Source organism: Symmachiella dynata (assembly GCF_007747995.1).
Classification (GTDB): Bacteria; Planctomycetota; Planctomycetia; order Planctomycetales; family Planctomycetaceae; genus Symmachiella; species Symmachiella dynata.
Map to the genome: position 1 here is coordinate 7,620,539 of NZ_CP036276.1, position 17,815 is coordinate 7,638,353.

Here is a 17,815-nt window from a genome sequence, read left to right on the forward strand (position 1 = left end):
ATGATGTTGCGTCTTGTTCAGTCGACCCGGAGCAAACCCCCATGGCAACCAATGCCGTCTTAATATCATTGTGTTCGTTCGCAGTGCTGATTTTGGCCTATTTTACTTACGGCCGATTTTTGGCGCGGCGCATTTTTCGTTTGGATCCCAACCGCCCCACGCCGGCGCATACCAAACAGGATGGCGTCGACTATGTTCCGACAAAAATCCCCGTCTTATTCGGGCATCATTTTGCCTCGATCGCTGGTCTCGGTCCGATTTTGGGGCCGGCGATTGCCGTGATTTGGGGATGGGGGCCGGCGGTGTTGTGGGTCGTCTGCGGCTGCATCTTCATGGGAGCCGTGCATGACTTGGGCGCACTGACTGTTAGCCTGCGCTATCAAGGGCGTTCCATCGGCGATGTCTGCAGCGACTTGATTGGTCACCGGGCGCGGTTTTTGTTTTTGCTGATCATCTTTTTTCTGATGTCGTTGGCGATGGGGGCATTCGTCAACGCCATCTCGGCGCTGTTTGTTAAATTCCACCCCGGTGCGATCATTCCTTCGTTTGGATTGATGTTGGTGGCAATGTGTATCGGCATTGCCGTGTATCGCTTGCGTGTGGGGCTTGGCCCCGCGACGGTTGTGGGGCTGATTGCTTTTGGCGGATTGATTTATTGGGGCGTGCAACAACCGTTGCCCACGTATCAGTGGTTCGCCTCAGACGTCACGCAGCAGTTGCTTACCGAGAGTCGTAACGCGGGAGCCGATGTCGACCATGGTTCCATTGCTGCGGCTCAAGTCTTGCAAGAGAGCGGTCATGAATCCGCCGCCGCTGATCTGACAGCTGCTGCAACGACGGCCAGCCGCACGTGGATTTACGTGCTGCTGGGCTATGGATTCATCGCGTCGGTCCTGCCCGTGTGGTTGTTGCTCCAGCCGCGGGACTACATCAACAGCTTTCAACTTTATCTGGCGCTGGCGTTATTGGTGGCCGGCTTGTTGGTTGCCGCGGCGACGGGGTCGGATTTCAACGTGATTGATGCGGCCATGATTCGGGACGATCCGCAAATGGGAGCGCCGCCGATGGTGCCGTTTTTGTTTGTCACGATTGCCTGCGGAGCGGTGAGCGGGTTTCACAGTCTGGTTTCCAGCGGTACCACGGTGCGGCAATTGGATCGTGAAACCGATGCCTTGCCGATTGGTTTTGGCGCCATGCTCACCGAAGGGGCACTCGCGATATTGGTCATCATGGCCTGCGTTGCCGGATTGGGCAGCCAAGCTTGGGAAGCGGGTGGCGCGTATGCGAGTTGGGGCGGGATCGGCAAAGGAGGATTGGGCGTGCAGTTGGATGCCGTCATTCACGGCGGCGCCAATTTTCTAAGCGAAGTTGGCGTGAGCGAACGATTCGGACAAGCCTTCTTGGCAGTCACCATCGTGGCCTTTGCCATGACGACCTTAGATTCCGCCACGCGACTATTACGCTTCAACGTCGAGGAGATTTTCCGCTCGATCAAACTAGAACCGCTCGCCAACCGATATTTTGCCTCGTTGATCGCGGTGGGGGGCATTGCCCTGTTTGCGCAACCGCAAGGTGCGGCACTGTGGGTGTTGTTCGGCACCACGAATCAATTGCTTGCCGGTTTGACGTTGCTGACAGTGAGCCTGTTTCTCTTCAAACTGCGGCGACCGATTATCTATACGCTCATTCCGATGGGAATGATGTTGGTGATGACCGCCTGGGCCATGGCGATTCAACTCAAAGGGTTTTACAAAGACGAGCAGTGGCTGCTGTTTGGCGTTTCGGTGGTGGTTGTCTTGATGACGACTTGGCTGGTGATTGAAGCCATTTTGTCGTTCTGCCGGGGTCGTGGTGGGTTGAGTATCGCACATGATGATGAGGACCCACACGACGACCAGTCGGAAGTCGTATCCGCCACTCATCTGGGATAAGGTGGGTCCGACCAACTAGACGAAGTACGAGGAACCGGCCATGCCGTCGGAAACCAATTCAGTCCCCCAGGTCTCGATCATCCTCATTCGTGAGACCGCCGAACAGATGTCCGGTAGCGGATGTTGCGGGCGGGTCGCTGGAGATCCATGCCTGACTGGCAGCAGAGATGCCTTTCAGGAAGTCCGCCGTCAGCAAGAAGCATTCGGGATCTTGCATCGGGCCGTGGTGGAGTTTTTCGCAGAGCAGCAGCAGCGGGGAGAATTGACGATCGTCACGGTCGATCCCCGCAATCAGCCGTATCTGATACCCAAGTTGCTGAAGGATGTGTGGCGGTACCGTCCCGGTTGGGGTAAAGGCTTGTGTTCCACGCTGCAGTTTTTTTCGCTGCCGGCGGTGATCGTCAACGGCCGAATTCTCAGCCGTCGCGGGCGATTGCTGGATCCTGATGCTTTGTGCCATGCAGTCAATGAAATTCTGACGGTATCAAAGGCACAATCGCTACGTCAGGAATACTCCTAACATGTTGGCAGTCTGATGATTTGCGTGAATGCAAATTTTGCTGCGTGATTCCGCCAAGAATCCAGGCAGGCAATCGTCACAGATGGCATCAGCGTAATAGATTAACCGCAGATTTGCGTTAACGTTCGTTTTTGTCAAAGCAGACTCCTCTAGCGAGATAGCGGTGACGATTATTCAAGACGTCTCCTTAAACATTTCATTATGTCAGGGGTGCGCATCCAAAAAGTCGTGGACACTTAGTCGGCCGCTTCTTTCCTGCAAAAAGTTTGTCGGGGCTTGAATCGGTTTTCTGTCGTTGCCGATCGCAGCGAATTGCGACAATGCTCATCCGTGCGAGGTGGTATGAGGAAACGTTGGCGAAGGACACCTCAGCGGTGCGCGTTCGCTGCCGGAAGTCGCACGATGCCGAAAACGAACGCCCTGAGCGTTCGCCTTCGGCACAGCGCGGCGGCCAAAAATTTGTTGAGGCAGGGTTTCCAATGCCGGCTTCAAAACTCAGCGGCAGTTGTATTTGACACTTCATGGTAAGTGTGAACGCCGACTGTCGGCGGGCCTTGAAACCGGCGCGGAATTGTACATTCTACAAAATTTATCGAATTGCCTTGGCTGACGGATTTCTCGACGTATGTTTGCGTGTGGCGTTTTTGCCACGTGTATCGAACTGGGTGTTTGCGGTGAGTTCACCGCCGGTTGATTGTGGTACGTCGGCAACATTTGTCGTCATCAAGTGCCCAGCTGCCGCTGAAGTGAAAATCTATTTCTCGAACAGGATCCGCATAGGGTCTAAGGAGTAAGCCGATGCTTGTTTTGTCGAGACAACGCGACGAGAGCATCATCATCGGTGACAACATTGTGTTGACAGTCGTCGATATTCGCGGCGACAAAGTCCGTTTAGGCATTGATGCCCCCAAGGAAATCCCGGTTCATCGCCAGGAAGTCTACGAGGCCATCCAGCGCGAAAATCGCCGAGCTGCCGAACAGAGTTCCGATGATGGCGAAGCCGCGGCAAAGCCCGCGCCTTCAAAGAAGTAAGTCGAGGCCGTGGCTGCGATCAAAACGAATTCACAATCCTATGAATTCCGAATTCGCAACCAAAAAAAATCAAAACACAGATAAGTCTGCTAAATGCTGACAACACTGCGATTTGCATCACTGGTAACACGAAAACACGGATTGGGGATCGTACTGCTTAACGCATTACAAACACCGCAAGCGGAAAACTGTTACCAAAACTACCCATGTTAACTAAAGCATCAAGGTGATCGAGACGATACTCGATGAATAAGTCGAAGTCTCGCGCGAAAAATACCATTGATGGTCTCACGCGTACTGGCAATAGAAATTGACAGTCAAAAACGTATGTGTGGGAAAAGTTAAAGCGACGTTTTCATTGTGCGTATTAATCTCGGCCCCCAATTGGCCAGCTTTCCTTCTGACAAAGGAAGCAAACCAGCATTACACGGAGTCGTGGGGTCGTTTGGTGAATCACTACTATTCCGTCAAGGAATGCGGAAACCACCTAGCAAACTCACGATTCCATCCCACCCGCTGAGAGCTGGTGAGGGATTAAACAAAGAAGGAAAGGCTGTTTGACATGACGAGGATCAACACCAACGTTGCATCATTACGAGGCTTGAGGAGTGTCGAACGCGCCAATTCACTCCTTAACACTTCACTCCAAAGACTTTCAACCGGTGTGCAAATCAACTCCGGGAAAGACGACCCGGCCGGTTTGATCGCCAGTGAGACGTTGAAGTCTCAGATTGTCGCGATCGAAACGTCGATCAAGAATAGTAATCGCGCCAACAACGTGATCGCCACCGCCGACTCGGCGTTGGGCGAAATCAGCGGGTTGCTCAATCAGATCCGCGGCTTGGTCCAAGAAGGACTGAATACCGGTGCCCTGTCGCAAACGGAAATCGACGCGAACCAGTTGCAGATCGATTCCGCGCTGTCGGCCATCAACCGGATTTCCGCCAACGCGACCTTTGGTGGCGATAAGTTGATCGACGGATCAAAATCGTTCACAACGCAACTCACCACGGCAAACTCAGCCAAAATCAGCGAGTTCCAAATCGACGAAGCGGTGTTCGGCTCCAGCTCGACAATCTTAGTCGATGCAACGATCACGACCGCAGCCGAAAAAGGATCACTCGTTTATACCGGTGGAGACCTGACCCAGGAAACCACGGTTGAAATTGCAGGCTCCGTCGGCAGCCAAGTGTTGTTCTTCGGTTCCTCCAGTACTTACGAAAACATTCGCGACGCTATCAACGCCGCGACCGACGTCACGGGTGTCGAAGCGACATTTGTCGACGACGCTGGGACTGCTGCGGCGACAGCTGGTACGGTGACCCTCGCAGCGACAGGTGCTGCCGCAACCGCCGGGACCGCCACGTTTACTTCCGCTGGTAATGAAAACGACTTGTCGTTTACAGCAGCGACCGCCGGAGCCTTTAGTGGAACGAACGCCGTTTCGGTCGTCTTCTCGCTGAACGCCGATACGAACGATGCATCTTCGGTTTCAGTGACTGGTAACGAAATCACCATCTCACTGGAAAATGACACGAATGCTGCGTCGGTTGCCGTTGCATCGGACATCGAAGCATTGTTCAATGCCAATACGAACGCGACAGCCCTGGCCAGCATCAGCCTCCCGGATGACTCAGGGACAACCGGTTCAGGTGTTGTGTCGGGTGGTTTGACGAATGCAACGTTGAATAACGGGACCGAAAACTTCGATACCAACAACGACATCGTTATCACCAACGATACCTCAGGACTGCTGACCGGTACCAATATCCCGTCCGTCGCTTTCTCGCTGCAATCGGACAGCAACGACGGCACCTCGGTGAGTGTTTCGGGTTCCGCCATTACAGTTGCCTTGGCTGTTGACGCCACACAAACGGACACTTCCAGTGTCCAGGCTTCGGACGTGATTGCGGCAATCAATAGCAATACTTCCGCTGCTGCTCTTGTGACCGCTTCGAATGCCTCGGGCAATGACGGCTCTGGAGTCTTTAACTACACCTCTGCAGCGCAAACGATCAACGGAACGGATGCATCGTCAGGCAGCACTGCAGCGTTGACCCTCACGTCCCAGAACTTTGGGTCAGCTGAGTTCGTTGAAGTCAACGTCCTGGCTGGATCATTCGACACGTACGATTCCACAGGAACATCGGCCGTCCAAATCTCACGGGACTCCGGTACCGACGTCGTCGCCAATATCAACGGTCAAGTTGCTCAAGGGACCGGCCTGAAAGCCTCTGTCTCCAGTGCCAACTTGGTCGCCTCCTTGACCTTCAATGCGGTCAACAACGTGGCTGCTGAAACAGCTCAGATTACGATCACCGGCGGCGGCTCGCTGTTCCAGATCGGTCAAGAGGTTTCCGCTGCCGGCCAATTGGGCATGGGGATCGAAGCGATCAACACGGCCCGTCTGGGTGGAATCTCGGGTAAGATTTACGAACTCGGCTCCGGCCGGGGCAAAAGCCTGAACGATGTTGGTCCCAACGTCACTGGTGCCGACTTGGTGAACATCATCGATGAATCGATTAACCGTGTCTCCAACCTGCGTGGCCGGTTGGGTGCGGTGCAAAAGAACGTGATCGAAACGAACATCACCTCGCTGGGTGTGGCTTTGGAAAACATTTCCGCCGCCCGTAGCGAAATCATCGATACCGACTTTGCCGCGGAAACGGCCCAACTGACGAAGAGTCAAATCCTCTCGCAGGCGGCCATCTCCGTTTTGCAGATCGCCAATAACAACCCGCAGCAGGTCTTGACCCTCCTCGGTTAAGCTCTCACGCCGTAAGGCGAAACGCGGAACTAGACAAACGGCGTCATTTCTTCACCGAAATGACGCCGTTTTTTCGTTGGTATTTCCAAGTCACATCATGCTGTAGCGGCGGCCTTGGTCTTGAGATACCCGTTGCCGGGAAAACTCGGCTCATTCCACACATTGCCCCTAGCCGATAAATTCATTACCGCCGCTCGAAGTCCGTGGCTGCGCCGTCGTTATGACTAAGCGGGAATAAAACAAGACAGGCGTGAATGACACAATTCACGCACAAAACCAAATTGGATGATTTGTCGGTTACGGGCCTTGCGCGGTCTATCTCGGAACGGATTCCGTCGGAATAAATACGATGTTGACCACCTCAAAACAGGGCACGATGCCGCCGCGATTTACGAATCCGGCAGATCTGCAAAACGCGGAACGACTCTGCCGTCAGATTCTTCGCATCGAGCCTGCGCAGCGGGATGCGTGGCATTTGCTGGGTATCGTCGCACATAACCAAGGCCGCAATAGCGAAGGCGTCGACGCCATTCGCCATGCCATCGCGCTACCTGCAGCGAACCCTACCGCCTTAAACAACGAACCGGCTGCCCAACAAACACTGGATCGAGCCGTTAAATTGTATCGCGGCGCGCTGGAACAAGATCCGTCGAGTGCAGCGGTCTATTACGAATTGGGCCGTGAGCAATTAAAGGCCGGTCAATGCCAAGAGGCGATTTGCAGCCTCGAACATGCATTGGCGATTCGCGGTGACTGGACCGAAGCTCAGGAGGCATTGGCTGAAGCCTCTCTCAAAACTGGTCATGCTGAACAACCGGTTGATCTGTTGCAAACAGCGAACCAGCACTATCAACTCGGTCGGACCCATTTCTCGCAGCAACGATTCCAATTAGCGGATCAAAGTTTTGCGGCTGCTCTGCAAATCGATCCAAATCATCAGGCAGCGTGGCATGATCGCGGCGCCGTTTTCTTAAATCAAGGAAAAATGGACGAGGCCCGACGGCACTTCGACAAGACGCTCGCGCTCAATCCTCAACACGCCGATGCACTTTGCAATCTGGGGCTGATTCATCTATTGGACAACGAATTGGAGATCGCGCTCGATTATTGCCGTCGTTCGGTCAAAATAAATCCCCAGCATGCCAACACGCGTAACATTCTCGGAAATGTGCTCCGCGGACAGGGAAAACTGGGGGAGGCGGTCGCGGAATTTCAATGTGCGATCCAATTGAATCCCGCATTCACCGAAGCGCACAACAATTTGGCCCTTTCGTACCAAACCCAAGGCCGGATCGAAGAGGCTGTGGCGCATTATCGCCAGGCGGCAGAAGTCCGCACCGACTGCGCCGCCACGCATAGCAATTTGTTGTTGAGCCTCTTTTACGTACCGGAGAATGATCGTGAGGCGCACTTTCGCGAACACGAAAAATGGGCCGCGGTGCATGGGCGGTGTTCGCAGATCGAGCACTACGAGAATTCGCGCGATCCCGACCGAAAACTCCGCATCGGATACGTCTCACCCGACTTCCGGGCGCATCCGGTGGGAACATTTATCGAACCGATTCTCAAACTTCACCAAGCGGCGGACTATGAAATCACCTGCTACTCCAACGTCACATCTCCGGATGAAGCAACAGCGCGATTTGAATCGCTCGTGGATCGTTGGCGGGTCACGAATTGGCAGAACGACGACGACCTAGCCGCGACGATTGTTGCCGATGGGATCGATATTCTCATCGATTTGGCGGGACATACCGCCGGAAACCGACTGGGACTCTTTGCCCGCAAACCAGCGCCGGTGCAAATGACCTACTTGGGTTATGGCGGCACGACCGGCTTGGACACGGTGGACTATCGTTTGACCGATGCCGTCGCAGATCCTGCTGGAGAACCGGTCTCGCATACCGAGCAACTCATCCGCTTACAGCACGGGCTATTGTGTTTTCAACCGCCGACCGCCGCGCCGCTGGTGGCCGAAGCGCCGCTACTGCGCAATGGATGGATCACTTTCGGGTCATTCAACAATCCCGCCAAAATCAATGCAAAGACTGTGGAACTGTGGGCTGATGTTTTAAAGAACGTACCGACCGCGCGTTTTCTGTTGAAATATCCGACGTTCAATGATTCCGAAACAGCGGACTACTACCGTGAACTGTTCGCTCGTCACGGGATCGCTCCGAGCCGCCTCGACATTCGCGGTGGAAAACTACCGTTCGATGAACATTTGGCGGTTTATGGCGAGATCGACATCATGTTGGACTCGCTGCCGTATACCGGTTCCACCACGACCTGTGAATCGTTGTGGATGGGCGTGCCGGTGCTCACGCTCTGCGGCGGAAGTTTTGTGCAGCGGATATCCGCTAGCATACTCACGCAATTGAACATGCCGGAATTAATCACTGCCACAGCGACGGAATTTGTCAGTCGCGCCACACAACTTGCCGCTGCCACGGAAGATCTATCTCGAATTCGCCAAGCGATCCGCGAAGAAATGCGCGTCTCGCCGTTGTGCGATGCGGACGGTTACACGCGTGAATTGGAAACCGTTTACCGCCGGGCATGGCAACGGTGGTGTCACCACAATCGACAATCTCCTCAATGAATATTCGCACCCCAACGACATTCATGAACGAGAACCGTGACCTCTTTAAAGTCGCGTTCGAAAATCATCAAGCAGGGCGACTCGGTGAAGCCGAAGGCCTGTATCGTAGCGTGCTGCGCGTAGATCCGGCTCATACGGATGCCCTGCATTTGTTGGGAGTCGTCGCCCACCAATCGGGTCGGCATCAAATAGCTGTGGAAATGATCCAGCGAGCGATCGCAATCAACGGAAACAATCATCTCTATCACAGCAACCTGGGTGCCAGCCAACTGGCCATGGGGCGGCTGGGCGATGCGATTGCCAGTTGCCGACGGGCGGTCGAATTGGCTCCCAACTACGCAGCCGCACAGTTCAATTTGGCCCGCGCCTACCAAGCTGCCGGTGAGACTGCAGCTGCGGAAGCGGGTTATCGCCGCACATTGCAGGTCGATCCCCGGCATGCGGAATCGCGGCTGAATTTAGGGAACCTGTTGTTCGACCGGGGCGAGATTCAAGCCGCGATTGTGGAGTTTCGCGCGTCCGTTCAATGCAATCCCAACTTTGCGTATGCGCATTATAATCTTGGAAATGCCTTACTTGAAATCGGACGGACCGACGAAGCGATTGCCTGTTTGCAAACAACGATCCAACTCAAACCGGACTACGCTGAGGGATACAACAATCTGGGCAATGCCTACCGCAGCCGCGATCAACTTGATGAAGCCCTGACATTCTTCACCACAGCCTGCCGACTCAACCCTCAACATGCGATTGCGCACAACAATCGCGGCTCGGTTTTACAATCTCAGGGATGTCTAGCCGAAGCGTTTGCGGCCTATACACGGTCACAACAAATCGCGCCGGCCGATGCAGCCACGCATAGCAACGCTCTGGTCGCAGCGAATTATCTCGCAGAGCAGTCGCCGCAGGAGCTGTTTCAGCGACATCGCGATTGGGCTGAGCAACATGCGGTGGACTGTCCGCCAAGACAATTTCTCAACGTGGCTGATCTGGAGCGTCGATTGCGGATCGGATATGCGTCGCCCGATTTTCGCACGCATCCAGTGGCCTCTTTCTTTTTGCCGTTGCTGCAGCAACATGACCGCACTGTTGTCGAAGTGACCTGCTACAGCAATACCCCTCGCCCGGATCGCATGACCGCCCAGTTCGAAGCAGGTGCGGACCGTTGGCGGGACGTTCGCCGTTGGAGCGACGAGCAGATGGTGCAAGCTGTACTCGCCGACGAGATCGATATTCTGGTCGATTTGGCCGGGCATACAGCCCATAACCGATTGCAAGTCTTCGCACAAAAGCCGGCGCCGGTGCAAGTTAGTTTTTTGGGATATCCCAATACGACCGGTTTGCCGACGATCGACTACCGCATCACCGACGGGATTGCCGACCCTGCGGGCGAAGCACGGACGCACAGTGAAACATTGATCCGACTGCCCGGGCCATTTTGTTGTTATGCGCCGCCAAATATTGACGTCGAGGTTCGCTCGTTGCCCGCGGACCGGAAGGGCTATGTGACGTTTGGGTCGCTACACAACTTGGCGAAACTCAATCCGCAGGTCGTCGAAACCTGGAGTGCCGTATTGCGCAGCGTGCCACAATCGCGGTTGCTGATTGCTCGATCGACGTTGTCGCGGTCCTCGGCCGAACGTTTATCTGCTGAGTTTGCTGAACGGGGAATCGCGACAGGACGGATCGATTTCCGCCAACTCTCTACGGCAGAAGGCAGCTATATGCGTGTCTATGATGAGATCGATGTCATCCTCGATGCGTTTCCTTGGAGCGGCCACACGACCACTTGCGAAGCTCTCTGGATGGGGGTCCCGGTCCTCACGCTCCGCGGCAATCGACACGCCGGTCGCATGGGAGCCAGTTTGCTAACGCACATTGGACTGCACGAATGGATCGCTAAATCGCGGGAAGACTACGTGTCTCAAGCAGCGACACTGGCTACGGATGTGGCTGCTCTGCGTAGCCTGCGAAGTTCCTTGCGTGACCGATTTTTAACGTCGCCCCTCTGCGACGCGCGGCGCTACGCTGCCAACATGGAAGAGGCTTACCGCAGCATGTGGCGACGTTGGTGTCCTGTAGAGACGTCGTTTGTCATTGATACTTGCGAGCAAATTTTACGATGACCGAAGTGGTTTCAGAATTGCGTGAAGCGTTTGACAGGCACCAGGCTGGTGACCTGCCGCAAGCGGAACGTCTGTACCGGGCAGTCTTGCAGGACGATCCCACACACGGCGAGGCGCTGCATTTGTTGGGTGTGCTCGCGCACCAAAGCGGTAACGCCACGGCTGCGATGGACTTGATCGGCCGCGCGGTGCAACACGTCGATCCACCGCGGGCGATGATGTACAGCAACCTGGGCGCCGCGCATCAGGCAACCGGCGATTTCGACATGGCGATCACACACTATCGCCGCGCTGTACAATTGCAGCCTGACTTTGCCGATGCCCAGCACAATCTCGCAACCGCATTCGCGGCACAAGGCAATCACGATCAGGCCGTCGGCGCCTACCAACAATTGCTCGCAACGCATCCCCAGCATCGCGCCGGCTGGACGAATCTCGGCAAATCACTCCAAAACCTCAAGCGGTATGAAGAGGCGGCGCAGTGTCACCGAACGGTGCTCGACAATCATCCTGACGATTGTGAAGCGTGGCTGAATTTGGGAGTGGTACAGGCATCGTTAGGGCAACTGGACGCGGCAGCGGACTGTTTCTCCCAACTGTTGAAACGTGCACCGCAACATGCCCTAACGCACTTCAATCTGGGCCGGATCCGCCAGGACCAAGGCCGACTCAAGGAGGCGGTGTCACACTATCGTCAAGCGGTCCAATGCGACACAGCCTACGTCGATGCCTGGAACAATCTCGGCGTGTCACTGAAATCTCTGCAACAGTTTGCCGAAGCCGAAACATGCTTCCGGAACATCGTGACCCTGTCGCCAAACTCTGCGACGGCCCACTTCAATCTAGGCAACGTGCTCCGCGCGCAAGACCGGTTTCAGGAAGCGGCCGCAAGTTATCGCCAAGGACTGCAGTTGGATCCGCAGCATGTCGAGTCCTACATCAATCTGGGGACAGCTTTGACGTCGGCGGGAGATTTCAGCGCTGCGGAGCATTCCTACCGCACAGCGCTGCAGGCTTGTCCTCAATCGATCGAAGTTCATCTAAATTTGGCATCCGTTCTGCAACTGCAGGGACGTATGGACGAGGCTGCGGCGGTCTATGAACGGGCGGAGGAAATTGATCCGACCTGTGAGGCCGTCAAGAGCAGTGCCCTCATGCTGCCGTTGTATCAACCAAATATCTCGCAAACAGAGATTCTTCGCCGACACTGTGAATGGGGTGCGCGGCTGTCGAGTTTGGCCGCAGCGGATTCATCATTCAACCACGACTGCAATCCGCAGCGTCGTTTGCGAATCGGATATGTCTCGCCCGACTTTCGCATGCATCCGGTCGGGTTTTTCATGGAATCGATCCTGCGAAACCACGACCGTGAGCGTTTTGACGTAACGTGCTACGCCGAACATCGTGACGACGATCATGTGACGGATCGTTTGCGGCCTTTGTCGCACGCTTGGCGATCGACGTGTGGGCGGACGGATGACGATGTGGCGCGGATGATTCGCGACGATCAAATCGATATTCTCATTGACCTAGCTGGTCACACGTCGGGCAATCGGCTGGCGGTCTTCGCCCGTCGTCCCGCGCCGGTGCAAATGACCTACTTGGGATACGGGACCACGACCGGATTAGCAGCAGTCGATTATCGGATCACCGACGCCATCGCCGACCCGCCCGGAGAAACCCACGGACATGCCGAAGAACTTCTGCGCGTTCCCGGTGGAATCCTCTGTTACTCACCACCGCCGAATGCGCCCGAAGTGGTCTCGCTACCGGCGCTACAGAGCGGACAGGTTACGTTCGGTTCGTTCAACAAACTGAGCAAACTGAGCCAACCGACCCTCGACGTCTGGGCAGCTGTCCTGCAGGCGGTCCCCGCGTCTCGACTGATCCTCAAAAACCGCTCATTCGCCAACGACACCGTCTGCGCACGTTATGTCGCGGAATTCGCAGCACGGAACATTGACGTCGACCGCATTGAACTGATTGGCCCCACGGATTCAATCACGGAACATTTGGAGCTCTATGGCCGTATCGATGTGGCATTGGATCCATTTCCATACAACGGGGCGACGACGACGTGTGAAGCGTTATGGATGGGTGTCCCCGTGATTTCTCTTCGCGGTAATGCGTTTGTCGAGCGAATGACGGCGTCGTTGCTGACCACAGTTGGATTGACCCAGTTCATCGTTGAATCACGGGAAGAATACGTCGCCGCCGCATGTCGCTGGGCAGATTCGATCCAACCATTGGCGGAGCTGCGACAACGACTGCGCTGCATGGCGAGTGAGTCCCCGCTGTGCGATGAACCGGCCTACGTGCGCGGATTGGAAGAACAGTATCAAGCAGCGTGGCAACGGTGGTGTGCGACACCGGTTGTGTGATCGTCGAATTCGGTTAGGAGAGTTCCATGGATGGACAACCTGTCACAATTCAAGCGGCTGTCGCGCTGCATCAAGCAGGAGCGTGGGACCGCGCCGCTCAGGCGTACGAACAAATCCTGACTGCCGATCCGCAAAACGTTGATGCGCTGCATCTCACCGGTGTCATTGCTCATCAACGGGGAGAGTACGAAGACGCGATTCGGTGGATTCAACGCGCGCTGCAACTGCGCCCGCGGAACGCCACCTTTCACAACAATCTGGGCAATGCGTTCCAAGCCGTCGGCCGTTATGACGCTGCCGAACAACACTTTCAAACCGCTTTGGAAATCAGCCCCCAATCTGTTGATGCCCGTTTCAACCTCGGCGCACTCCGTCAGGAACAAGGCCAGTGGAATGCCGCCCTGGCTGAATTTGCCGCAGTCGTTCGCCAACAACCCGGTATGGCCAAGGCCTATCATCGGCTCGGTATGATCTTCAAACGTCAGGGGCAACTCGCCGAAGCTGAGCGATGCCTCAGCGAAGCATTGGTGCACGACCCCGACTTCGATGAAGCCGCTTTGCTACTCGCCAAAACGCATTGCGCGGCAGGCCGTACAGATGAAGCGCTCGAACAGTTTGAGCGGTTGTGTGCAAAATCCCCCCAACAAATTGACGCCCATTTTGAATTGGCTGCGACGCTACTGGATTGCGGGCGATACGATGAAGCGATTGTGCAACTGAGCAATGTGATCCAGCGCGCGCCGGAGCATGCTCGCGCTCATCATCACTTAGGGGTCGCCCATCTGCGGCGCCTGCATTTGACCGAGGCCGAGGTATGCTTTCGAGAAGCAGTCCGCTTGCGCCCCGATTTTGCGATGGCACACAACAGTCTGGGCAGCCTGTTGCGCGAACGGGGCGAATTGTCAGCAGCGGCTGACTGTTTTTCAGAATCGTTCCGCCTACTCCCACAAGCTGCCGAGCCCCGCGCCAACTTGGCAGGCATACTCCAATTACAAGGCCGACCCACCGAGGCAATCGCCGCCTATCGCAGCGCACTCCAAATCGACGACAGCTCCGCGCGGATTCATAGCAATCTGTTGATGACTCTTCACTACGATCCTGAACTGTCCGCCGAAGAGATTTTTGAGGAGCATCAACGTTGGTCCCGACGACACGTGGTTCCGACAGCGGCAGCTCCGCGACTGAAGAACAATCCTCTGCAGTCACGTCCGCTACGAATCGGATATCTCTCCGCTGATTTTCGCGCACATTCCGTCGCCTCTTTCATCGAACCCTTGTTGAAGGCCCACGACCGCCGCGCAGTCCACGTGAGCTGTTACTCCGACGTGACGGCTCCCGACGATGTGACCGTCCGGTTGAAAACCCATGCCGATACTTGGCGAGATGTGCAAGGAAAAACCGACCAGGAAGTTCTCAAGATGATCATCGACGATGAAATCGACATCCTCGTCGACCTGGCGGGGCACACCGGTGGTAATCGGCTGCAAGTCCTCGCGCAGCGGGCCGCCCCGGTGCAAATCACGCATCTGGGTTATGGCGGTACAACGGGGATCCCTGCGATCGACTATCGCCTGACTGACGTCGTCGCCGATCCGCCCGGTGAGTCGCGACGGCATGTCGAGGAGTTGGCCTATCTTCGCAGCGGAATCTTTTGTTATGCCCCCCCACTGAATGCCCCGCCGGTGGCGCCCGCGCCCTGTCTCGAAAACGGTTACGTCACGTTCGGCTCATTTAACAATCTCGCCAAGATCAACAGCAGCGTGGTGAAACTGTGGGCGGCCATTCTTCACGACATGCCGACCAGCCGGCTGTTCATGAAAAGCCATTCATTCCTCGATGCCGCTACCCGTGAGGACTTTCTCCGGATGTTCTCACAACACGGCATCAATCCCGCGCGGCTCGACCTATTGGGACAGGTTGCAACATTGCGAGAACATTTGGAACTGTACGGCCGCATCGATATTGCGTTGGACTCATTCCCTTATACCGGCGCCACCACGACCTGCGAGTCGCTGTGGATGGGCGTTCCCGTGGTGACATTGCGCGGACATCAATACGTCGGCCGATTGTCCGCCAGTCTACTGACGCAAATCGGTTGCCCGGAATTGATCGCAGAGACACCACAGGCCTATCAAGAGATCGCCTGCACGTTGACGGAGAATTTGCCGCGATTAGGGAATGTTCGCACGCAATTGCGAGAACAAATGGCACAATCACCGGTCTGTGATGCAGCGAACGCAGCCCGGGAGATGGAGACGTTGTATCGCGACATGTGGCAACGTTGGTGTCGGGGCAATCGTAAGGCAGGTTAGAGAGTTCTTGAAGCCGAGAGAGCAAACAGGCATCGGAAAAGCGGACCGGAGAATTCGGTATGGCGTTGAACTACAAACTACATGCTCCTGCAGCAAACGCGGCTGCTGATTTGTCGGGACACTTTCTGCGCGGCAATGAATCGTTGGCCGCCGGTGACTATCGACAAGCGGCGGAGTGTTACCATCAAGTACTGGCGGTATCGCCCGATTTGGCCGAGGCGCACAACAATTTGGGTGTCGCCCTCAAACGACTGCAGCAATTCGATGACGCCGGTATTGCGTTTCAGCGCGCCGTCGCCGCGCGCCCCGATTTTGTGGATGCCTACGTCAATCTCGGCGACACATTGCGGCAGTTAGATCGCCTGGAAGAGGCCCGTATCTGCCTACAAGCGGCCCTCGATATCGATCCCACCTGCCCGGCCGCTTACAACAATCTGGGCATCGTGCATCGGCGATTAGGAGACAACGAAGCGGCGATCCAGTTTTTTCAACGGGCACTCCATCTGCAACCCAATCACGCCAGCGCAGCCGACAACTTAGGGAACGTGCTAGCGCAAACAAACCGCCTGGAGGAAGCTGAAGCCCAATTCGCTCAAGCGGCCTGCAGCGACGCGCAGTCACTCAGTGCGCACAATCACATGGGACTATTGCGGCAACGACAAGGACGTTTGCGCGAAGCGGAACAGGAATTTCAAACGGCGATTCAGCTCGATGCAAGCTATGCGACGGCGCACCTCAATTTGGGCGTGCTCTATCTCTATGAAGGCCGAGTACAGGAGGCACAGCATTGTTTTCGGAAAACGCTGCAACTCCAACCGCAATTCATCAAAGCGCATAGCAATCTGCTGATTTCGCTCGGATACGATCCCGGCGTCGACCTGGATGAGTTATTTGCTGAACATCTCCGTTGGCAACAGCAACATGCCGCCGATGTTCCTCACATCACAACGCATGCGAATTCGCCTCAGCCGCGACGGCGTTTGCGCATTGGGTATATTTCAATCGATTTTCGCCGTCATCCGGTGGCGTCGTTCATTGAACCGATTTTGAAATTGCGTAACCCTTCTGAGGTCGAGGTCGTTTGCTATAGCGATGTCCCTGCGCCTGATGCGGTAACTGAACGTTTAGAAACGTTGGCGGATGAGTGGCACAACGTCGCCGGCATAGCGGATACGGAACTCGTTGAGCGGATTCAACAAGACGGCATCGACGTGCTCGTCGATTTGGCGGGGCATACCGCTGGAAATCGACTGATGGTCTTCGCCCAAAAACCGGCGCCGGTACAGTTTTCGATGCTGGGATACGGCAACACGACCGGGTTAACCACAATCGATTGCCGCATCACCGATGCCATCTGCGACCCGCCGGAGGAACCCTGCCGACACACCGAAACGCTGGTCCGCATTCCCTCGGGAAGCTTTACCTTTGCCCCGCCACAAACCGCACCCGATGTGCAGCCGCCGCCGGCGCTGAAGAACCGATATGTCACATTTGGTTCGTTCAACAACCTCGCGAAAATCGGGCCGGATGTGATCGCCGTTTGGGCTGAAATTCTGGCGGCGATTCCCAACAGTCGCCTACGCTTAAAAAACGGGGCGCTGGGGGACGAGAAGGTGCGCCAGCGATATCAGGAACTGTTCCGGCAACATCACATCCCGGCAGAGCGGATTCTCTTTCAAGGATTCGTCGAATCAGCAGAGGAACATCTAGCGGCGTATCACGATGTCGATGTCGCGCTCGACCCCTTCCCCTACACCGGTGCAACGACCACTTGCGAAGCTCTTTGGATGGGCGTGCCGGTGGTCACTCTGCGCGGCACGAATTACGTCGGCCGCATGTCCGCCGGCATTTTGAACCAAACCGGCTACGGATACTTAACCGCTGCGTCGAAACCACAATACGTTTCGACAGCCATCGGGATTGCCAGCGACGTCGCCCAGCTCAGCGAAATCCGCAACGATTTACGTCAGCAACTGCAATCCTCGTCGCTCTGCCAACCGGAATCGATCGTCGCAGAAATCGAAGCCGCATACCGCACCGCTTGGCAACACTGGTGCCAAACACAAGTAGACGCCTAAGACATGCCGTGCACGGCGGCCTCGTCCTCATACGAAAGTGCTAAGAGGAGCAACTGCCCCCTCTTT

At 55.8% G+C, this 17,815-nt stretch carries 9 protein-coding genes; all 9 read left to right on the top strand.

The genetic code is table 11. The features are described 5' to 3' along the window. Window positions 1-41: 41 nt before the first annotated feature. The 9 genes from Mal52_RS28990 (at window position 42) to Mal52_RS29030 (ending at window position 17,749) form a co-directional block, all read left to right on the top strand. Window positions 42-1,931 carry a carbon starvation CstA family protein gene (locus Mal52_RS28990; RefSeq protein ID WP_145380380.1) on the top strand — a complete coding sequence of 630 codons (1,890 nt, stop codon included), beginning with the start codon at window positions 42-44 and terminating at the stop codon, window positions 1,929-1,931. 40 nt (window positions 1,932-1,971) lie between these two features. After that, window positions 1,972-2,451, top strand: coding sequence for a hypothetical protein (locus Mal52_RS28995; RefSeq protein ID WP_145380381.1), 480 nt, complete (start codon window positions 1,972-1,974; stop codon window positions 2,449-2,451). A 798-nt stretch (window positions 2,452-3,249) separates the two neighbouring features. Beyond that, on the top strand, window positions 3,250-3,483 hold the full coding sequence (csrA, locus tag Mal52_RS29000) for a carbon storage regulator CsrA (RefSeq protein WP_145380382.1): 234 nt from the start codon (window positions 3,250-3,252) through the stop codon (window positions 3,481-3,483). 562 nt (window positions 3,484-4,045) lie between these two features. Next, window positions 4,046-6,250, top strand: coding sequence for a flagellin N-terminal helical domain-containing protein (locus tag Mal52_RS29005; protein WP_145380383.1), 2,205 nt, complete (start codon window positions 4,046-4,048; stop codon window positions 6,248-6,250). A gap of 349 nt (window positions 6,251-6,599) precedes the next feature. After that, window positions 6,600-8,852, top strand: a complete 2,253-nt coding sequence (locus tag Mal52_RS29010) for a tetratricopeptide repeat protein (protein WP_145380384.1) — start codon at window positions 6,600-6,602, stop codon at window positions 8,850-8,852. Window positions 8,853-8,875: 23 nt separating this feature from the next. Then, window positions 8,876-10,978 (top strand): O-linked N-acetylglucosamine transferase, SPINDLY family protein, encoded by a 2,103-nt coding sequence (locus Mal52_RS29015; RefSeq protein ID WP_197534550.1) that lies wholly within the window; start codon window positions 8,876-8,878, stop codon window positions 10,976-10,978. Next, window positions 10,975-13,359, top strand: coding sequence for a tetratricopeptide repeat protein (locus tag Mal52_RS29020; RefSeq protein WP_145380386.1), 2,385 nt, complete (start codon window positions 10,975-10,977; stop codon window positions 13,357-13,359). The genes Mal52_RS29015 and Mal52_RS29020 overlap by 4 nt, the downstream gene beginning before the upstream one ends. Window positions 13,360-13,385: 26 nt before the next feature. Then, entirely contained in the window at window positions 13,386-15,671 is a 2,286-nt protein-coding gene (locus tag Mal52_RS29025; RefSeq protein WP_145380387.1) for a tetratricopeptide repeat protein, read from the top strand. Window positions 15,672-15,730: 59 nt separating this feature from the next. After that, window positions 15,731-17,749 carry an O-linked N-acetylglucosamine transferase, SPINDLY family protein gene (locus Mal52_RS29030; RefSeq protein WP_145380388.1) on the top strand — a complete coding sequence of 673 codons (2,019 nt, stop codon included), beginning with the start codon at window positions 15,731-15,733 and terminating at the stop codon, window positions 17,747-17,749. Window positions 17,750-17,815: the final 66 nt, after the last annotated feature.